The organism is Haloferax marinisediminis, assembly GCF_009674585.1.
Taxonomy (GTDB): domain Archaea; phylum Halobacteriota; class Halobacteria; order Halobacteriales; family Haloferacaceae; genus Haloferax; species Haloferax marinisediminis.
Genome location: NZ_WKJP01000001.1, coordinates 1,056,227 through 1,073,389, shown reverse-complemented (window position 1 = coordinate 1,073,389; position 17,163 = coordinate 1,056,227). Strand labels below are relative to the sequence as shown.

At 51.0% G+C, this 17,163-nt stretch carries 14 protein-coding genes; 6 read left to right on the top strand and 8 right to left on the bottom strand.

Annotation, left to right across the window (positions count from 1 at the left end):
* Nucleotides 1-9 precede the first annotated feature (9 nt).
* Nucleotides 10-1,017 carry a glycosyltransferase family 2 protein gene (locus tag GJR98_RS05510; RefSeq protein WP_151136257.1) on the bottom strand — a complete coding sequence of 336 codons (1,008 nt, stop codon included), beginning with the start codon at nt 1,015-1,017 and terminating at the stop codon, nt 10-12.
* Nucleotides 1,018-1,088: 71 nt separating this feature from the next.
* Between GJR98_RS05510 and GJR98_RS05505 the strand changes: the two genes are divergently transcribed.
* Nucleotides 1,089-2,492 carry a sulfatase gene (locus tag GJR98_RS05505; protein WP_151136255.1) on the top strand — a complete coding sequence of 468 codons (1,404 nt, stop codon included), beginning with the start codon at nt 1,089-1,091 and terminating at the stop codon, nt 2,490-2,492.
* A 4-nt stretch (nt 2,493-2,496) separates the two neighbouring features.
* Here the strand turns inward: GJR98_RS05505 and GJR98_RS05500 are convergent, their stop codons facing one another.
* The 5 genes from GJR98_RS05500 to GJR98_RS05480 form a co-directional block, all read right to left on the bottom strand.
* Nucleotides 2,497-3,993: a hypothetical protein gene (locus GJR98_RS05500; protein WP_151136253.1), complete on the bottom strand. Its 1,497-nt coding sequence runs from the start codon at nt 3,991-3,993 to the stop codon at nt 2,497-2,499.
* Nucleotides 3,994-4,112: 119 nt separating this feature from the next.
* Nucleotides 4,113-5,444 (bottom strand): sulfatase, encoded by a 1,332-nt coding sequence (locus GJR98_RS05495; RefSeq protein ID WP_191965423.1) that lies wholly within the window; start codon nt 5,442-5,444, stop codon nt 4,113-4,115.
* 64 nt (nt 5,445-5,508) lie between these two features.
* Complete coding sequence (locus GJR98_RS05490; RefSeq protein WP_151136249.1) at nt 5,509-6,987, bottom strand: flippase; 1,479 nt, start codon at nt 6,985-6,987, stop codon at nt 5,509-5,511.
* Nucleotides 6,988-7,044: 57 nt separating this feature from the next.
* Nucleotides 7,045-8,313, bottom strand: coding sequence for a sulfatase (locus GJR98_RS05485; protein WP_151136247.1), 1,269 nt, complete (start codon nt 8,311-8,313; stop codon nt 7,045-7,047).
* A 56-nt stretch (nt 8,314-8,369) separates the two neighbouring features.
* A complete protein-coding gene (locus GJR98_RS05480; protein ID WP_151136245.1) occupies nt 8,370-8,579 on the bottom strand; it encodes a winged helix-turn-helix domain-containing protein in 210 nt (69 codons plus the stop codon).
* 112 nt (nt 8,580-8,691) lie between these two features.
* On the opposite strand from GJR98_RS05480, the gene GJR98_RS05475 reads away from it, so the two are divergent.
* Nucleotides 8,692-9,252, top strand: a complete 561-nt coding sequence (locus tag GJR98_RS05475) for a hypothetical protein (RefSeq protein ID WP_151136243.1) — start codon at nt 8,692-8,694, stop codon at nt 9,250-9,252.
* A gap of 457 nt (nt 9,253-9,709) precedes the next feature.
* On the top strand, nt 9,710-10,861 hold the full coding sequence (locus GJR98_RS05470) for a glycosyltransferase family 4 protein (RefSeq protein ID WP_151136240.1): 1,152 nt from the start codon (nt 9,710-9,712) through the stop codon (nt 10,859-10,861).
* Between the two features lie 241 nt (nt 10,862-11,102).
* On the opposite strand, the gene GJR98_RS05465 is transcribed toward GJR98_RS05470, so the two are convergent.
* Nucleotides 11,103-12,332: a Cdc6/Cdc18 family protein gene (locus GJR98_RS05465; RefSeq protein ID WP_151136238.1), complete on the bottom strand. Its 1,230-nt coding sequence runs from the start codon at nt 12,330-12,332 to the stop codon at nt 11,103-11,105.
* Between the two features lie 537 nt (nt 12,333-12,869).
* Nucleotides 12,870-13,787, bottom strand: coding sequence for an NAD-dependent epimerase/dehydratase family protein (locus GJR98_RS05460; RefSeq protein ID WP_151136236.1), 918 nt, complete (start codon nt 13,785-13,787; stop codon nt 12,870-12,872).
* A gap of 646 nt (nt 13,788-14,433) precedes the next feature.
* On the opposite strand from GJR98_RS05460, the gene GJR98_RS05455 reads away from it, so the two are divergent.
* From GJR98_RS05455 to GJR98_RS05445, 3 genes are all read left to right on the top strand, one after another.
* Nucleotides 14,434-15,018: a hypothetical protein gene (locus GJR98_RS05455; RefSeq protein ID WP_151136234.1), complete on the top strand. Its 585-nt coding sequence runs from the start codon at nt 14,434-14,436 to the stop codon at nt 15,016-15,018.
* A gap of 92 nt (nt 15,019-15,110) precedes the next feature.
* Nucleotides 15,111-15,560, top strand: coding sequence for a hypothetical protein (locus GJR98_RS05450; RefSeq protein ID WP_151136232.1), 450 nt, complete (start codon nt 15,111-15,113; stop codon nt 15,558-15,560).
* 148 nt (nt 15,561-15,708) lie between these two features.
* Nucleotides 15,709-17,055, top strand: a complete 1,347-nt coding sequence (locus tag GJR98_RS05445; RefSeq protein WP_151136230.1) for an alkaline phosphatase family protein — start codon at nt 15,709-15,711, stop codon at nt 17,053-17,055.
* Nucleotides 17,056-17,163 lie beyond the last annotated feature (108 nt).

Genomic DNA, 17,163 nt, shown 5'->3' with positions numbered 1-17,163 from the left:
TGATGCTTCTTAGAATTGGTTTTCGTTATACGTTTCAGACCGGTTCAACGCGATGTTGAGGTAATCTCGAAAACCATTTTTAGTCATCATTTCTATCCAGTTGGCATTACTACCATGGTCTCCCCGGTCTACTACACCTAATAACGAATATTTAATTAATTCTTTGACCTGTGTTGCGGCACTTGATATTCCATCGTCGCTCGCCAATACCAGACACCAGTACGCATTACTAAGAACCAAATGCGGAAAATAAGCAACTATGTGCTTGTGGGGATAGTGTTTAAATATTATCTTCATTCGGTTTTTTGATTGATGTTTGATTTGGAAGGAACTCCGATCAATTTCAACATCGTCCTTTGATGAAGCAGAGTATTTGTGGTACACGATAGCATCGTTTACAACTTGGAGACGGTATCCCCGTTTTCTGATGCGAATAGAGAGTTCCAGATCTTCACAGTACATAAAGAAATCTTCGTCAAAGTAGCCGACTGTTTTGAGAACATCTTTTGTCGTCATAAATGCACAGCCGGAGATCCAAGGGGACTCAATCACCTCTTCCGACGACTTCAACTCATCTGCACCCATTTGTTGCCGCGGATGCCACCCATACGCTAACGTATCGAAATAACCTACGTCTCGGTCGATTACAGATTGATTGTGGTGAAACCTAACTTGAGGAGTTACTGCACCGACCTCAGGATTCCGAACCTTCTCCACTAATAATGATATTGTGTCGGATTCAAGTTCAGTATCGTTGTTAAGGAAGAAAATGAATTCACCAATCGACTTCTGTGCACCGTAATTACATGCCCCTGCAAATCCAATGTTCTCCTCCAGATAATAGAATTCCGTCTTGTCAAATTCTTCTAACTGTTGTATATCGCTTGAATCGGAATTGTTGTCTACAACTATTATCTCTAGGTTCTTATAGTCCGAATCTAACAGTGACTCAATACAGCTGTTAGTGTAATTGCTCGTATTGTAATTTACCAAAATAACGGAGACGGGTTCATTCATAGCATCTACCTCAATCAAGAATTAGTCAACGAGTCAGTAAAGTTATTGCATTTGATTATCTCTCAAACACCATGGCGGATAACGTAGTTGTCGTCACTTTGGATTCGGTAAGAGCCGACCACACGACTGTAGGTGGATACTCTAAAAACACTACTCCTACACTCGAGCAGCTTGCCCAAGTGAATTTCCTCAACGCTAGATCTAATGCACCGTGTACTCCACATTCAATGCCCTCCGCACTTACCGGACTACTCCCGCTTTCAGACGGTGTTCTTGCTTTGCAGGAGAAGGATACCATCCCAAAATATCTTCAAGAAAGTGGGTATCAAACCTGTTTTGTTAATTCTAACATCCAAATCCCGAGATTTAATTACCATAGTGATTTCGGCACTCACATTGACTTTTCAAATATATCCGATGATAGCTCTGAATCCTCCAGAATAGCCAGCGAGATATTCGATAAAGGGAAGAAGTTTCTTGATTCTGGGGGTGTCTCCGGTAAGATCGGGGTGATGCTGAAGGACAGTTACCATCGCTTCGCTGGAGTCCTGCAGCCTCACGTCGAAGACCAAAAACTAGTTGAAGAAGCGATTGATTGGATGTCGGCTGTTGAAGAACCGTTTTTCATTTGGATACACTTTATGGATACACATTATCCGTATAACTTTGCAGAAGAACACTTCGAACAGGTATCAGAGTTCTCTTTCAATGAAAATCGATACGCGCGTCTCCTCACACGGGCTATGACGCATACCCGGAAAGGTAACTTCGTTTGGGAACTCGACAAAGAGCAACAACAATACCTACGTGATGCTTACGATGCTAGTATCCTACAGGCGGACGAGAACATATCTAAATTAGTGGACGAAATCGACCTTGATAGTACACTTTTCATCTGTTCCTCTGATCACGGAGAAGAACTTTGGGATCACGGATGCTTTGGACATGCCGGTCGCCCCTCGATCCCGAGGGAAATGACACTGTACGAGGAAATGTTACGTATTCCACTCGTGTTTGCAGGTGATGTACCTGTGCAAGACGAAAAAGAGATATCTGCTCCAGTGAGTCTACTTGATCTTGCGCCAACAATACTATCTGAAGCTGGGACAGAATTGACCTCAAGGAATTTCCACGGTCAAAATATATTACAGGACTCAATCAAAGAGGACAGAGAAATTATTGCTCATTCGACCTCACCGGGGGATCCCGTTGATTTCAATAACAATTCTAACTCTAAGTGGTTGGCTTCGTTAATCAAGTATCGAACGAAAATGGTGATCGATAGCAGGGATAACCGTGAAATTTTCAATGTCGAGAATGGAAGAGAACAGCCTCTCAATGACTTATGTGAGGAGAATCGTGAAGAATATCTTACAACGATCAACAATTCAGTCTCTCTTAGTCATAGTGACGAAAATATAGAAATCAATGAAAACACTGAGGAACGGTTGAAAGAACTTGGTTACCTAGGTTAGATAGTTAATCGCAAGTAGCTACGAAACTGTCCTTTGTTTCAAATACTAGATTAAATTTAGGGCTTCCCCGGACAGTTGACCTAATATTAGTATTTGGTTTCGTGACGAGTGATCCTAAATGTATTAATCCGACGTCCGTCATCCGTTCAGTTACTAGGTAGGTACCACCTTTAGTACACGCGAGACCTGGATTGGTGTAATGGATTTGTATGATTCGGCTTGTCGCCTCCTCTGTTGCGTACGCAGGCTCACCAGGCGGTGGGAGATAGGTCGACGAACGACCACCAATTGCATAGTAGGTACTAGCCGTGTCAAAATCAGTTACAAGCCTATTTGAGTCGTGTTTACTAACCCATTCAAGAGTCTGATATTCATCTTCAGTAAACGAGTTCACCTTTCCTACAGTCATCGGATTTGCAACGGATGCGATAGCACCTGGAATGAGAATGAGTATAATTAGTCCAATCGATACCCAAGTTTGGCGCTGGACAGCAGGTAGATTAATTCTTCTAGTTATATCCGAGAACTTTCCCAAGAATATCGGGAAGAACATCAGTCCAAGCAGAGGGGGATTTATTCCCCCACTGGGGGCGAAAAACGGAATGATACTAATGTACGCTATAGCCTGAATACCAACCGCACCAATGACTATGTCGAAGGTTTGTATATCCTCAATCGATCTCGATTTGAGTAGCTGTCTGAGGCGATACAAGACAACAATGACAGTTATCGCTGCTGCGGTAGCTACGGAAATAATTACTATCATCTGGAACTCTGGTGGTGCACCATCGATTAGATACGGAAACAGGGAAGAATGAACGGCTGCGGATCGAGTAACCGATTGTACTAACGTAGACAGAGTAATTGGTTCAGACACACTAGATGTGGCCACGGTGAATTTGAATACAACTCTGCCAACCCAAGTAGATACGAATAGATTGTAAGCTAAAATTACAATTGCGACCAGCGCGGCCCGCTTGTAGCCAAACATTTGTCTTCCAAGAACCTCGTTCAACAGAAACAGTATAAATAGAAGTAGTAGAGCTGCAACGGGAAGTGTATGAGCTGCCATTGGAAGTACAGCAGCAAAAAGCAATAATAGGACAGTAGATCGGCTTGGTTGGCGTTTCGCCAATACCACTGCAAGCAAAGTTAACAGCAGCATCGTCCACGCAAATCCGCCCCTATGAGCATTACTAAAGGTATGAGGGGCGAGGAATTTGTAGAAGGTGGCCCCAGCTAGAGCAACCGGGAAAACGTCCCTTTTACCAACTATCGTTGTCGCAAGGACACTCTGTACTAGAATCATTGCTGGTGCATATATTGGCAATGTCTCAATATAGAGAGTATCTTTACCAGTAACTATAGACAACACTGCGACGATGACTGGACTTCCAAAATCGTCATAGAACGAATTGACCCACCCTGTCAGAAGAGAATGTTCTGCAAACTCACCACCTGTAGAGAGATGCCCTGTGTTGATCACGTATGCGGCCAGCATATCGCCTTGATAGCGCCAATACGGATCCAAAGGAACGAGAGTGTTTAGCCGATGAAGTTCTATTAGAATAAACAAGAACGAAACGCACAGCACTGAGACTAAAAACCGCCTTGTATTCATCATTTGTACCCTAGCTGTTCCAATCGTTGCTCGACTACCTGATCTACTTCACCAGTCACGGTTGTGTCCGTTAGCTTTGTGGTTAACTCCTTCTTGGATTCAATGATTGATTCAAGCTCCCGGAGACAGCTATCTTCCACCATATTTGTCGTAACATCAGCAGTACTAAGATTGATAATTCCATAACAATCCTCCGTGGCTAGTCCCCTGTAACCGTCGCTTGAGACACCGTCTACCAAAAGCGATTCGTGTGGCCCGTAAGATTCAGTCACTACATATTCATTCCCAAAGATGGAATTAAAGTCAATCTGGTCAGACCTTCCATTTACGACTTCAAATAAGAAATCAAATAAATCTGTGATACTTGTGGGCGCAGGTATGTCAGGTATAGGTGACATGTCGGATGGAGGCTTGATGACGAGTGGGATCTTGACTAGCGATTCGTACAGGAAAGTCCCATGGCCCCAGTACTCATTTTCTCCCAAAGATTGGCCATGGTCACCAAGTAAAACGATTAACGAGTCATCGTACATCCCTCTCAATCTAAGCCTATCAAAGAATTCACCAATGTGTCTGTCTAGAAATTGGACGTCATCAGCGTACAGCTGGCGGAGACTCTCCGTCAAGTCAGCAGTCGGTGGTGACTGGAGACTCTCCAAATTCCAACTAACATTTTCACCGAGCTCGTCTTCGTCCATGTATGGTTCATGCGCATCCATATAATTAGCAAATAAGAAAAACGGCGATTGATCTTCTGTCACCAAACTCAAGACATCTTCGTTGAACTGGTCGGCTTCTGTGTACGGTAGTTCATCGGAGAGGAATGAGTAAATGGAATTCCCAACTCTAGCTAATTGGTTCGACGATAACGTCCACTTTATGAAGTCACACCACTTCTCTCCGACATTTCCTCTACCGTCAATGTTTTTAATTACGCTCCTCGGGTCGTCACTTCCGAACGGTAGTTCTGGAAAGCTTTGCTCAAAGACGTCAAAACCCCGATCGAATCCAAAGTCATCAGTTATCCATGGGTTGGTTGAAGCTCCTATAGAAGTGTATCCGTTATCGCTTGCTATTTGTGCAATTGATTGTTCCGCATCAAATCGGCGATTCTCACCACCAATCCCGGTTTCAGAAGGTAATTTCCCCGTGAAGAGAGACCCATGTGCGGGAACTGTCCACGACCCGGAAGAATAAACGTTATCGATGTATGTTCCATCAGTTATTAGATCTCCTATGTTTGGCGTGTTTGAGCTTTTATTAGATTCTGGAGATACGTAATCAAATCTCAACGAATCAAGCACAAGAATGATTACGTTCGGATTGTCCATAGTGACGTCCTCTTCTAAGACGAACATATTAATTACTTTTTCTTATCATCTTACCTGGTCTAATCTAGAACATCTCCGATACCTTGGTAGTAAACTCACGGGTTAGCCTTCGTTCTTCGGTAGAGTCAGCAACTACTAGCGATGAAATTAGAGAAACTATCCCTACCAAGAGAGAAAACAGGAATAAGGATCCAACTGTGTCTCCCAAGAACTGACGGGCTACCCCGCCAAATATGATTACAGTGAGGATAATTTGAATGTTTTCTTTAGATATGGGTTGCATCTTTACTGACTTGTATGTGACAACTACCTCTATGAGATTAAAGACGGTGAACCCTGTAGCAGTGGCGATTGCCGCCCCAACCATTCCAATTCTTGGAATGAGAAACAGATTCAAACAGAGATTCGTAAGAAGACTCGCGACAGAGGCATATAAATCAACAGTGGTTTTGGAAATCGCCTTGATCATAGCGCCGTTTGGTCCAAAAAAGGTACGCAAAAAAACGCCTATTGTTAAGATAGATAACGCCGTTGCACCGGCTGCGAACTCCTGCTGATATACTGTACTTAGAATCGTTTCAGAGTAAGCAATGATAACCGTAGTCAGAGGAATTGAAAAGGTGATAATCCATTTTGTACATATCTTGTATAGATTGTTGAGTTCCTTCAGCTCTCCATTCTCGTACATCTCGGAAGCCAATGGCAGATACAAGAAGGTGAACGAAGTTAGTATAATTACCATTGACATTGCAATTGGTTGGGCTGCTTTATAGATCCCTACTGGTGTGGACGTCAGAAAAACACCGATAAGTATCACATCAATATTAGACATCAAGACAACGAAGCCAGATTCGATCGTCAATGGCCAAGAAAAGTCCAATATATACTTGTAATCGTCAACCTGCGGAAAACTAAAGGGAAGTTCACTTATCTTCCTGAGAAAGAGCACTGACCCAACAAGAATGGAAGTGATAGGAATCAACCACCAATAGACATAGACCCCCTCAAATGACTCCCAGGAGAGAAACCAAAATACTAGAAAAGCTAATGAGAGCGATTCGGCAATTATATCTCTGGAAAGGGTCGCCTCGGTGGACAACTTGTAACCTCGAAGGACCCCGGTCACAGACTTCGAAAGCCCAAAGAGAAATCCAAAAGCTGCAAACGGAACTAATATAGTGGTTAGTTGCGGTTCGCTGGTGACCATCGAAATCTCTTTTCGGAAGAAAACGAGCAAAGTTGAGCCTATGAGACCACCAGCTATCGAGATAGAGATTCCGGATAACAAAACCCTGATTTTCCTTTTCCCGTCTAACCGTGGTAACAAACTAGCTAAACCGTTAGGGATGCCACACACACATATCAGGCCGATAACTGAAGAGATAGTGTAGGCAAGCATAACGACACCAAAATTGCTGCTGGTTAATTCTCGCGTAAGTAAGGCGAGACCGGCTACATTAGCCAGTTTCCCGAATATCCTTCCGAATAATAAGGTTCCAGACGAAAGTGCAAGCGATCCAAGCCGAGAAGACCCGTCACTCATAGTGTTTGGTGATGTAATTTATTGGTTTAAGCAGTATTGGGTCCAACGTTTGCGATACTACTCCTTGTACCCCAGCGCGCTCAGTCGCCGTTCGATCTCCTCGTCGACCTCCTCGCCGTCTTTCTCGCCGTCGCCGCCCTCTCGGCGGGTCCGCTCGTCGACGTGCGCTTCCAGTCGCTCCCGCAGCGACCGGTCGGAGCACTCGACAAATTCGACTGCGTTGGTCTCCCGGTCGCGCTCGCAGAAACACGAACCCTCGTTCGTCCGCAGCGAGTAGCGCCGCAGGTGGCTGTGCTCGTCTTCCCCGCGGGCCTGCAGGAACACCGTCCTGTCCTCCGACGGTGCCTCCGTCAGCGGCACGCCCCCAGAGCGAACCTCGCGGCCGACCGCGCGCTCAATCGTAGCGGCCACATCGAGCGTGCTCGTCGGGACCGACACCTCCCGACCGTCGGCACCGCCGGCCGGGCGGACGAACAGTGGAACGTGGGTGATCTCATCGTGGAGGTACCGCGGGTGCTCGTAGTAGCCGTGCTCCCCGAAGGCGTCGCCGTGGTCGGCGGTGACGACCAGCAGCGACTCCTCCAGCAGGCCCCGCTCCTGAAGTTCGTCGAGAAACTCTCCGATCTTCTCGTCGTTGTACCGAATCTCGGCATCGTACAGGTCGATCAACAATTGATGCTCGTTCTCCGTGATCGACCCTGGATCCTTGATGGCGCGTTGGTACAGCGAAGCCGCTTCCCGGTCAGAAACCCGATCCTCCCGATACAGTGTCGCGTACTCCCCCGGAGGTTCGTACGGACCGTGGGTGTCCATGTAGTGATTCCAGATGAAGAACCGTTGGTCGTCGTCGAGGGAGTCGATCCACTCCAACGATCGCTCGTTGATCTCCTCGGCGCGAGCGTAGTGCCGATTTCGAAGCTTGTCGAGTGCACGCTGTGCCAACGCAATCAGTTTGTGCTGGCCGAGGTGCAGGTCGTCGTCGAACTTATCGAAGCCCTCGTCGAAGCCGTACGCCCGAGAGACGAACGGATTCGAGTGAAAGCCCCCGGTCGCGAACCCTTCTTCGGATAGCGTCGAGGCGATCGTATCCGTAGCGAGGCGGTAATCAGACCCGACCGCAGTGTCTGGATATTCCCCGGTCAGCAATGCTGGGACCGCTTCGCGCGTGTGCGAACTCGCGCTGTAGGCGTTCGTGAAGTGCAGGCCCTCTTCTGCGAGTTCGTCTAACACGGGTGAGGTTTCTCGATGGTATCCGTGACAGGAGAGGTGGTCAGCGCGAAGGGCGTCGGCTGACAAGAGGACGATGTTATCCCAGTCAGTGGTCATCTAACGGTCACGTATTCATGAAGTGATATTATTCTTCCGAAGGACACGATTCGAGACTAGTTAGTCTGACCGGGGTCTTTGACGAGTTCGTATAACCCGGTGTGAACTTTGTCGACGTATCCGTGTTCGACCAATCGGTTGAGTCGGTTCGTGACGTTCTGTCTGCTGTAGTCGTGTTCGTCGGCGATATACGAAGGTGTACAACGCCCCTCTCGGAGCATTTGGAGAATCACGCGGTCAGTCGGGTTGAGTTTGATATCGGTCATTTCCACCCCCTACTTGACGCCGTCACTAAAACGGGTTACATACGATGTGCGTACTGATATTTGTATTGATACATTCGTAAATAACATGTGGTGAGTTGTCTTCTATCGAAGTATGCGATACGAGTGGTTAGACGAGCAAGTGGACGATATCATCAGACAGTACGTGGACGAAAACAAATCTATGCAGTCGATCGCCGACGAATTTGACGTATCTTCGGGGACTATCCGAAACCGATTGCTGGAGAACGATGTATCGACCCGTCCTGCGGGGAGTCGATACGTGTGGCTAGACGACCACACTGAAGACATCGTTGACCGGTACGTCGGAGGAGGTGAATCACTCCAGACGATTGCCACTGTCTACGGGACATCAGCTGACGCGATCAAGCGGCGGTTACTCGAATCGAGCGTTGAGCTTCGAGATTCGCCATCTGAGTCTGATGACCTCGGATTCACGCCAGCACAAGTCTCTATCGTCGTTGGCGAACTCCTTGGGGATGACTGTCTCTACAAGAAGGAGTCCGGGTCGTGTGTGTTCCAAGTCTCGAACAACAACGAAAAGCACGTTGAACACGTCAGGCTACGACTCCCTGACGGACTCATCTCGTCAGAGCAACCGTACTCAGTGACGCGGTCGAACGCGTTTAACAAGGACGACTATACCAATGGATAATCCGGTCGCGTGCGCAGCCCTCTTTCGCGAGGTGTATGACAGCTGGTATGAACCATAGGAAGACAGACATCGTAAGGTCGTCCCAGACAATTACAAGCTGGACGAGACGGCCCTAATGCATTGATATTGGGGTGACGGAAACTGCACGCTTCGAGAGAGCGGTGCCCCACGGGTTTCGTTCACGACACACGGGTTCCCCGAGGAGTCTGTGTGGACGCTTCAGTCGGAACTCGAATCCGTGGGATATGCAAATTACGCCGTCGAGCAACGAAACGTTACGAACGGCTCCGGATTAGCGATTCGCCTCCGAGACGATTCTTCCCGCCACTCTATCGGACAACTTGGCCCACGAAACGTGGTGTCCGAGTACGACTATAAGTTCCCGAGAGTCGAGCGGTAAGGGGCAGTAACGCGTCCGACCGAAAAAATATTATTTTCGGTCGTCCGCAAGTACATAATGCGAGTCTGTTTTGTCTCGAATGTCGTTTATCCCTACGTGACCGGAGGCGCAGAAAAACGCATCCACGAAATCGCTACCCGCCTCTCCGACAATGGCCACGACGTGACAATCTACGGCCGCCACTTCTGGGACGGCCCCTCCGAAATAGAACACGAGGGCGTCACTCTCCGCGCAGTCGCCCCGGAAACAGACCTCTACAGTGACGACCGACGCTCGATCACTGAAGCAATCGACTTCGCCGCTCGGCTCGCCTATCCCCTCTCCAAACAACTCCATAAGAACGACCACGACCTCGTGGTCGCCTCTGTCTTCCCCTACTTCCCAGTTCTCTCGTCGAAACTCGCGTCTCTCGGCACCGACGTCCCAGTCATTACGACGTGGCACGAGGTGTGGCAAGATTACTGGAACGACTACCTCGGTGCACTCGCACCCTTCGGAAAGTTCGTCGAACACCTCACAGTTCGAGTCCCCCAAAACCCAATCGCCGTCTCGGGAATCACCGCTGACCGCCTCGCTGACATCGGTCCGGACAGAGACGATATCGAAGTTGTTCCGAACGGTATCGACGTTGACCAAATACGCAACGCCCCACTTCCCGAAAAACGAGACCAAGAATCGTTCGACGTGCTCTTCGCCGGGCGGCTCATCGCCGATAAGAACGTTTCACTGCTCCTCGACGCCTTTGACTCGGTCGCCAACGAGTACGACGTGACGCTCGGCATCGTTGGAGATGGTCCAGAGTTCGACCGTCTCCAACGCCAAGCAGAGAACCTCAATCACACCGACCGAGTGGACTTCCTCGGGTTCCTCGACGAGTACGAAGACGTGCTTGGGCACATGCGTGCAGCAGATGTGTTCGCCTCCCCATCGACCCGTGAAGGCTTCGGCATCACCTACGCCGAGGCGATGGCTGCCGACTGTACCGTCATCGGGGCACAACATCCCGAGTCGGCCGCGAGTGAGGTTATCGGCGACGCGGGGTATCTCGCCGAGCCAACCGTCGATTCAGTCACGGAGTCACTAAAACGGGCACTTGCAGGTGAGACGCCGGCGACCCAACCCACGAAGCGTGCCGAGCAATACGATTGGGACAGCGTCGCGGAGCAGGCTGAGAAGACGTACAAACGCGCGATTAACCGACGTTGGTGATTGCTGTCGCGACCACCGTTGATCAAGAAGATGAGTACAGTTCATGTGCTCGTGATACCACCCCACCCCGCGACTTCATCTGTTCTTCGAGGTAACTGTGGACCCGTGAGGACAAGGGAGAAGTCCACCACGGTTGCCAATGACGACGAGCGAGGAACATACCCCTCCCCCACGACTTCATCTGTTATTTCGAGGCACAGAATATGAGCCACCCACCCCACGACTTCACCTGTTCTATGGCCTACGTCTCCGAATGGTTCTCCACGAATGCTTGAACAGAGCGGTGTACACCGATATCGTCGATTGTTTGTTCTAAGGTCTCCACAATCAAACGCAAGTCGTAGTTGAGACCATACAATACCTTCTTACCGCCACCTCGACCTAGGTTTTTCTCTCGTCCAGTAATCACGCCCATCATCTTCAGCTCTGAGAGATGCGCCTGCATCTGTCGATGTGAGAGTGGTTCGATACCACTCGCAGAGCAAAGCGCGAGATACCGCTCACGAATGACTGGCGAGGTTACTGGCGTCTCACCGTCCGCAGCGAAGGTCGTCAGTGCGTACAGCGTGATGCGAGCGTGCTCGGTGAGCTTCGAAACTCCGGTCGTGATCTGATCTGACTCAAGTTTTCGTTTGGCCTGTTCGACATGCTCGCCCGCCACTTGTGGAGCATTCTCGTTTCGTGCAATATCTCCCGCTTCGAGGAGAAGGTTAATCGCCTGCCGTGCATCACCAGAGTCCTTCGCACCATATGCGGCACACATGGGAATCACTTCGTCAGAGAGCGCATCTTCGTGGAACGCGACTTGGGTGCGCTGTTCGAGCACTTCACGAAGCTCACCGGCGTCGTATGGGGGGAAGTACACCTCCTTTTCGCACAGACTCGACTGGACTTTGGCAGAGAGTCCTTCTCGGTACGAAAGGTCGTTCGAAATGCCGACCAATCCAATTTTCGCGGACTCTACGTACCCGTTGTCTCGGGCCCGTGGGATCTGGTACAGTAGCGAGTCATCGTTGACGTGGTCAACCTCGTCGAGGATAATCAGTATCGTACCGAATCGGTCGAGTTCTTCCCAGAGGTACTGGTAAATCTTCGATTGTGGGTAACCAGTGACTGGTATCTGATTCTCGGGGTCACGAAGTCGGTTGATGATTGCGACGGCAACTTGATAGCTCGTGTTGAGTCCGTCACAGTTCACACGAACGGCGTGGAGGTCCAATTCAGTTATCGACCTTGCAGCATCTTGGAGTCGGCCGAGCAAGAATCGTGTTGCTGCTGTCTTGCCGACGCCAGACTTACCGTAGAGAAAGATGTTCGAGGGCAACTCATTGTTGATTACTGGTTGGAGTGCAGAATGATACTCCCCAAGTTCCTCGTCTCGGCCTACCAACTCTTCGGGGGTATAATCTTCCCGCAAGACGTCCCGATTTTTGAAAATGTCGTTTGATTGTGAAAACTCGAATGAAACCATACCAGTTAGATACACTGATAGTAATTATAACCAGCGGTTCATCTGTTTCATCTGTTTCTGGAGTTTATATACTTACTAGCCCCTCTACTTCATCTGTTCTCAAGAGACCCATCAGACTCAAAGGAACAGTCTGATGGAGTGGATTCAGCATACACAGGACACCATGTCTTCATTTGTTTTCCAGCTTTCCAGACACTCTGTAGGCGAAATACAGCATCTTGGCAGGTAGATTCCCTAATCTTGACCAACCGACCACACGCAACGAGTGGAACCCTCACTCGGTCAAAGAACAGATGAAGTGGTGGGGGGAGGGCGAAGGTTCGAGAGTACAGTTCGCATGCTCATATCCTCGGTGAAAGCGCACGACGATACTACGAAAAGCACACGAAACGTACTGTCTCACTCGTTACAGAGCGACCAGAGACACGAGTACGAACCGAGCACAGTGCATTTCGTGTGTTCAGTCAACCAATCAAAATCAAACGACAGCGTAGAGAAAAGCATACGAAATGTACTCTCTCACAACACCGAGGTCACCTACTCCAGATACGGCTCACAAACCTTCTCCACACCTTTCTCAAACGTAATCTCCGGCTCCCACCCGGTTGCCTCGTGCATCTTCGAGTAATCCGCTTTCGTGTCGTGCACGTAGATTTCGAACGGGTTCTCGATATACACCGGGTCGACATCCGTACCCAGAACCTCATTGATCATGCCAACCATCTCGTTAAAGTCGTAGCTCACACCCGTCCCTAAATTGAAGATTCCCTGCAGTCGCTCGTCTGCAGCCATCTCAAGGCCTCGAACGATATCGTCGACGTGCGTGAAGTCACGCGTCTGCGACCCATCGCCGAACAACTCAGGCGACTCGCCGTTCGCAATCTGATGCGCAAACTGTGCAACCGTATTCGCAAATTCACCTTTGTGTTCCTCAGCACCACCGAAACCCTGATAGACGGAGAAGAAGCGCATCCCCGCCAGCTGCATATCGTAGTGGTGGTGGAAGTACTCGGCGTAGCGCTCACGAGCCAACTTCGACGCCTCGTAGCCCGTCCGCGCTTTGACGTCCATACTCTCCGGCGACGGCTCGGTCCGCGACCCGTAAATCGAAGAGGTCGTCGCGTACACGACTGTGTCACACCCATCGTTTCGTGCCTGCTCGACCGTGTTCACGAAGCCCTCGATGTTCACACGGGCACCCTTCGCCGGGTCTTCCTCGTGCATCTTGTACGACGACAGCGCCGCGAGGTGGAACACTACGTCGACACCCTCAGTGGGCAGGTCGTCGTCAAGCACACTCACGTCGTGGAACTCCACACTCGAATCGAGATTCTCGGGCGTGCCAAGATACAGGTCGTCGATGGCGACGACGTCGTTCTCCTCGGCGAGATGGTTCGCTAAATTTGACCCGATAAAGCCGGCCCCGCCGGTGACGAGGACACGTTTGCCTTCCATATGTCGGCCCTCTCACGAAGTGACAAATACGTGCCGAACGAGGCACAGAACCATCGTTACAAATGGTGAACAACCTCTTGGACAATCAGACTTCAAAGAGGCTGGCCACTGACTTGAACAGATAGAATGGGGTTACGACATCATTTCGACCAAAAACCCACGAGCGAACAGCGTAATGCCAATCTCCGACGCAAAATCACACGGACGTGTTGACTCGACGAACACGCTGTGACTCCCCAACTAAAGAAGAACCATATTTGCCGTTGACATGAGTGTTCGAGAATAATGCCCTCTCGACTCTCCACTCAGTCCCCCACAGTCCTCGTGCATGAACCGTCTGCGGCATCGCCGGGTGCTGAACTAATGCCGGGGTTCTACGAACGATTCACAGATGGGTGGGAACGAGCGCTCGACGCTCTCACACTCATCTTGGTTCCCATCGTATTCGGCGAGTACAGAGGTTTCGAAGATTCAGTCTGTACTCGCCACCGACGGCCTGCATATCGGATTGACGTTCGGAATCCCGATGTCGGTCGGAACAGTCTGGCAATTCGTCAACCCACCCAACAGTGGACTGAACGTCTACCTCGGCGTTCCAGTAGGGAGACGTCCAGCGGTCTTACTTTCTGTGATTGGCTTGCTCCTGGTGAAAGCAGCACTCGCTGCGGGCTACTTTGGAAGTATCAAAAGCCAGCTCACGACAGGAGAGTACGACTTTGTCGCCAGTGCGCGGTCCTATTTTGCGCCATTTTTCGTCCTCACGATCGTCCCATTCGTGGTCGTCCTCCCGTTCGCACTGCGTATCGGGCTCAACGCGACCACCCTCCCAACAGATTTCGTCGCCATCATTGGCGTCTTCATCGTCCTCTTTTTCATCTCAGTGTATCTGCTGTACGCGACACCGTACCTGGTTGTTCTCCGAGACACCAGCCTTCTGGAGGCAATTCGAGGGTCTGTCTCGTTCGCCGTTCGAGGCGGACCATATCTGTCATACTTTCTTGGATACGGTGGCTTCGTGCTCTTCATCTCGGTGTTTGCGTCGGCGTTCGTTGTTACTGTCCCAGTGATAGGGCTCGTAGGTGGCATCATCGGCGGCGGGGTGCTTGGGCTCGCCATGAACATCACGACAATGCGCTTTGTTGCGGACATCGATCCCGAATCTCCAGACATTGGCTCCTGGGATAATCCCGAACCAGGAGTTGCTCAGATCGGTCTGGGAGACAGGAGTTGAGTCTGCACTCGGCTGCGGTGAGGTTCGACTGCTACGAAAACCCTCGAACGTTGCGCCAACAGAGATAACGGTTGAGGGGTACACCACCGAACATGGCACTCACCCCCGAACAACAGAAAGTCGAGGTCGCTATCCGGGCTATCTGTGAGGACAACAAGTTCGCCACAGTGGAGGATATCACGAACCGAGTGCCGCTGTCGAGGCAAACGGTACTCGACAACGTTGACATCGTCGTGGCCGAACACAACTACATCCAGTCTCAACACGTCGGCAAGGCGAAGGTGTACTACGTAACCGAGTTCAAACTCGAACCCATCCGAACCAGCGACACCGACGCGGTGATTCGTCTCGAGAGCGAGACTGATGCAGACTATGCAGAGGTTCGAACGGCTCCGAAGTACAGCGAGTTCGACTTCGAAGTCCACTGGTACGACTACCAACTGAACGAGATCGAGAACCACGTGCCGACTGACGCCGAACTGGGCCAAGTCGTGGGTCGGTACGCGACGAAGCCCGTCACGATCAAGTTTTACGCAAAGTGAAGTGTGGCTCTGGGGAGGTCGATACACGTATCGGACGACATCGGTAGACATCTGCGCACTATCGTTCTGGCAAAGCACCGGAGGGCACCTTCCACAACCAGACAAAGAAAGAGAAAGGACCATACGCCAGTCTCCTAACCAATCCGACATGGGACTTTTCGACCGCTTGACCGGAGGGAGCGACGATCCACGCGTCGCCTTCCTCGGCATCGACGGTGTACCGTACTCACTCATCGAGGACAACCCCGACGTCTTCCCGAACCTCACCAAAATCGCTGCAGCGGGTGCGAGCGCCCCAATCGACTCCATCGTGCCCCCAGAATCGAGTGCCTGCTGGCCCGCACTCACGACGGGCGTCAACCCCGGTGAGACGGGTGTCTTTGGTTTCCAGGACCGCGAGCCAGGCAGTTACGACACGTACGTTCCGATGGGAAGCCACGTAAAGGCGACGCGTGTCTGGGACCGCGTGACCGACGCCGGCCGCAAAGCAACGGTGATGAACGTCCCTGTGACGTTCCCCCCACAGCGAGACGTCCAGCGCATGGTCTCTGGGTTCCTCTCGCCCAGCGTCGGCAAGGCCGCTCACCCACAGTCGTTCGCCGACGACCTCGACGCGAACAACTACCGAATCGACGCCGACGCCAAGCTCGGCCACGACGACGACAAGTCATCATTCATCGAGAACGCGCATCAGACACTCAAGCGACGCTACGAGGCGTTCGAGCGCTACATCGAGAAGGACGACTGGGACCTCTTCTTCGGCGTGTTCATGACCACCGACCGGGTCAACCACTTCCTCTTCAAAGATTACGCCGAAGATGGAACCTACAGCGACGAGTTCCTCGAGTTCTACCGGACGGTCGACGAGTACATCGGTGACCTCCACGACTCCCTCCCCGAGGATGTGACCCTCGTCGTCGCCTCTGACCACGGGTTCACCTCGCTCGACTACGAGGTCCACTGCAACACCTGGCTCGAACAGAACGGCTGGCTCTCTTACGAGAGTGAGGACCACGACTCCCTGTCCGACATCAGCGGCGACTCGAAGGCGTACTCGCTCATCCCCGGTCGCTTCTTCATCAACCTCGAAGGGCGTGACCCACGCGGGGCTGTTCCCCAGGACGAGTACGAGAAAGTCCGCGACGAGCTGAAAGCTGAACTCGAAGCACTCGAAGGACCGAACGGCACGAAGGTCGCAGAGCGCGTCGTCACCAAAGAAGAAGCGTTCCACGGTGCGCAAGACCATCTCGCTCCGGACCTCGTCGTCATCCCGAACCACGGCTTCGACCTGAAGTCCGGCTTCAAGGGTCACGACGACGTGTTCGGCACTGGCCCACGCAACGGGATGCACTCGTTCGACAACGCGACGCTCGTCATCGACGACGAAGACGCGACGATTAGCGGTGACGTGGACCTCTACGATATCACGCCGACGCTCCTCGACCTGATGGAGGTCGACGTCGACGCGGCGTTCGAAGGGAAGAGTCTCGTCTAACCGGCGGCTGGTCATCGTCCATACCGTGGCCAAAATCGCGGGCTGAATAAAGCGGGCGTCCCTCTCACACTGACCCACTCACGCCGACGCACGACCACACCGCTCGAT

Coding starts and splice junctions, on each gene's coding strand:
- GJR98_RS05495 (WP_191965423.1), bottom strand. CDS start 5,444: ATGGACAATCCGAACGTAATCATTCTTGTGCTTGATTCGTTGAGATTT.
- GJR98_RS05475 (WP_151136243.1), top strand. CDS start 8,692: ATGCGATACGAGTGGTTAGACGAGCAAGTGGACGATATCATCAGACAG.
- GJR98_RS05510 (WP_151136257.1), bottom strand. CDS start 1,017: ATGAATGAACCCGTCTCCGTTATTTTGGTAAATTACAATACGAGCAAT.
- GJR98_RS05465 (WP_151136238.1), bottom strand. CDS start 12,332: ATGGTTTCATTCGAGTTTTCACAATCAAACGACATTTTCAAAAATCGG.
- GJR98_RS05505 (WP_151136255.1), top strand. CDS start 1,089: ATGGCGGATAACGTAGTTGTCGTCACTTTGGATTCGGTAAGAGCCGAC.
- GJR98_RS05445 (WP_151136230.1), top strand. CDS start 15,709: ATGGGACTTTTCGACCGCTTGACCGGAGGGAGCGACGATCCACGCGTC.
- GJR98_RS05460 (WP_151136236.1), bottom strand. CDS start 13,787: ATGGAAGGCAAACGTGTCCTCGTCACCGGCGGGGCCGGCTTTATCGGG.
- GJR98_RS05470 (WP_151136240.1), top strand. CDS start 9,710: ATGCGAGTCTGTTTTGTCTCGAATGTCGTTTATCCCTACGTGACCGGA.
- GJR98_RS05480 (WP_151136245.1), bottom strand. CDS start 8,579: ATGACCGATATCAAACTCAACCCGACTGACCGCGTGATTCTCCAAATG.
- GJR98_RS05485 (WP_151136247.1), bottom strand. CDS start 8,313: ATGACCACTGACTGGGATAACATCGTCCTCTTGTCAGCCGACGCCCTT.
- GJR98_RS05500 (WP_151136253.1), bottom strand. CDS start 3,993: ATGCTGGCCGCATACGTGATCAACACAGGGCATCTCTCTACAGGTGGT.
- GJR98_RS05490 (WP_151136249.1), bottom strand. CDS start 6,987: ATGAGTGACGGGTCTTCTCGGCTTGGATCGCTTGCACTTTCGTCTGGA.
- GJR98_RS05450 (WP_151136232.1), top strand. CDS start 15,111: ATGGCACTCACCCCCGAACAACAGAAAGTCGAGGTCGCTATCCGGGCT.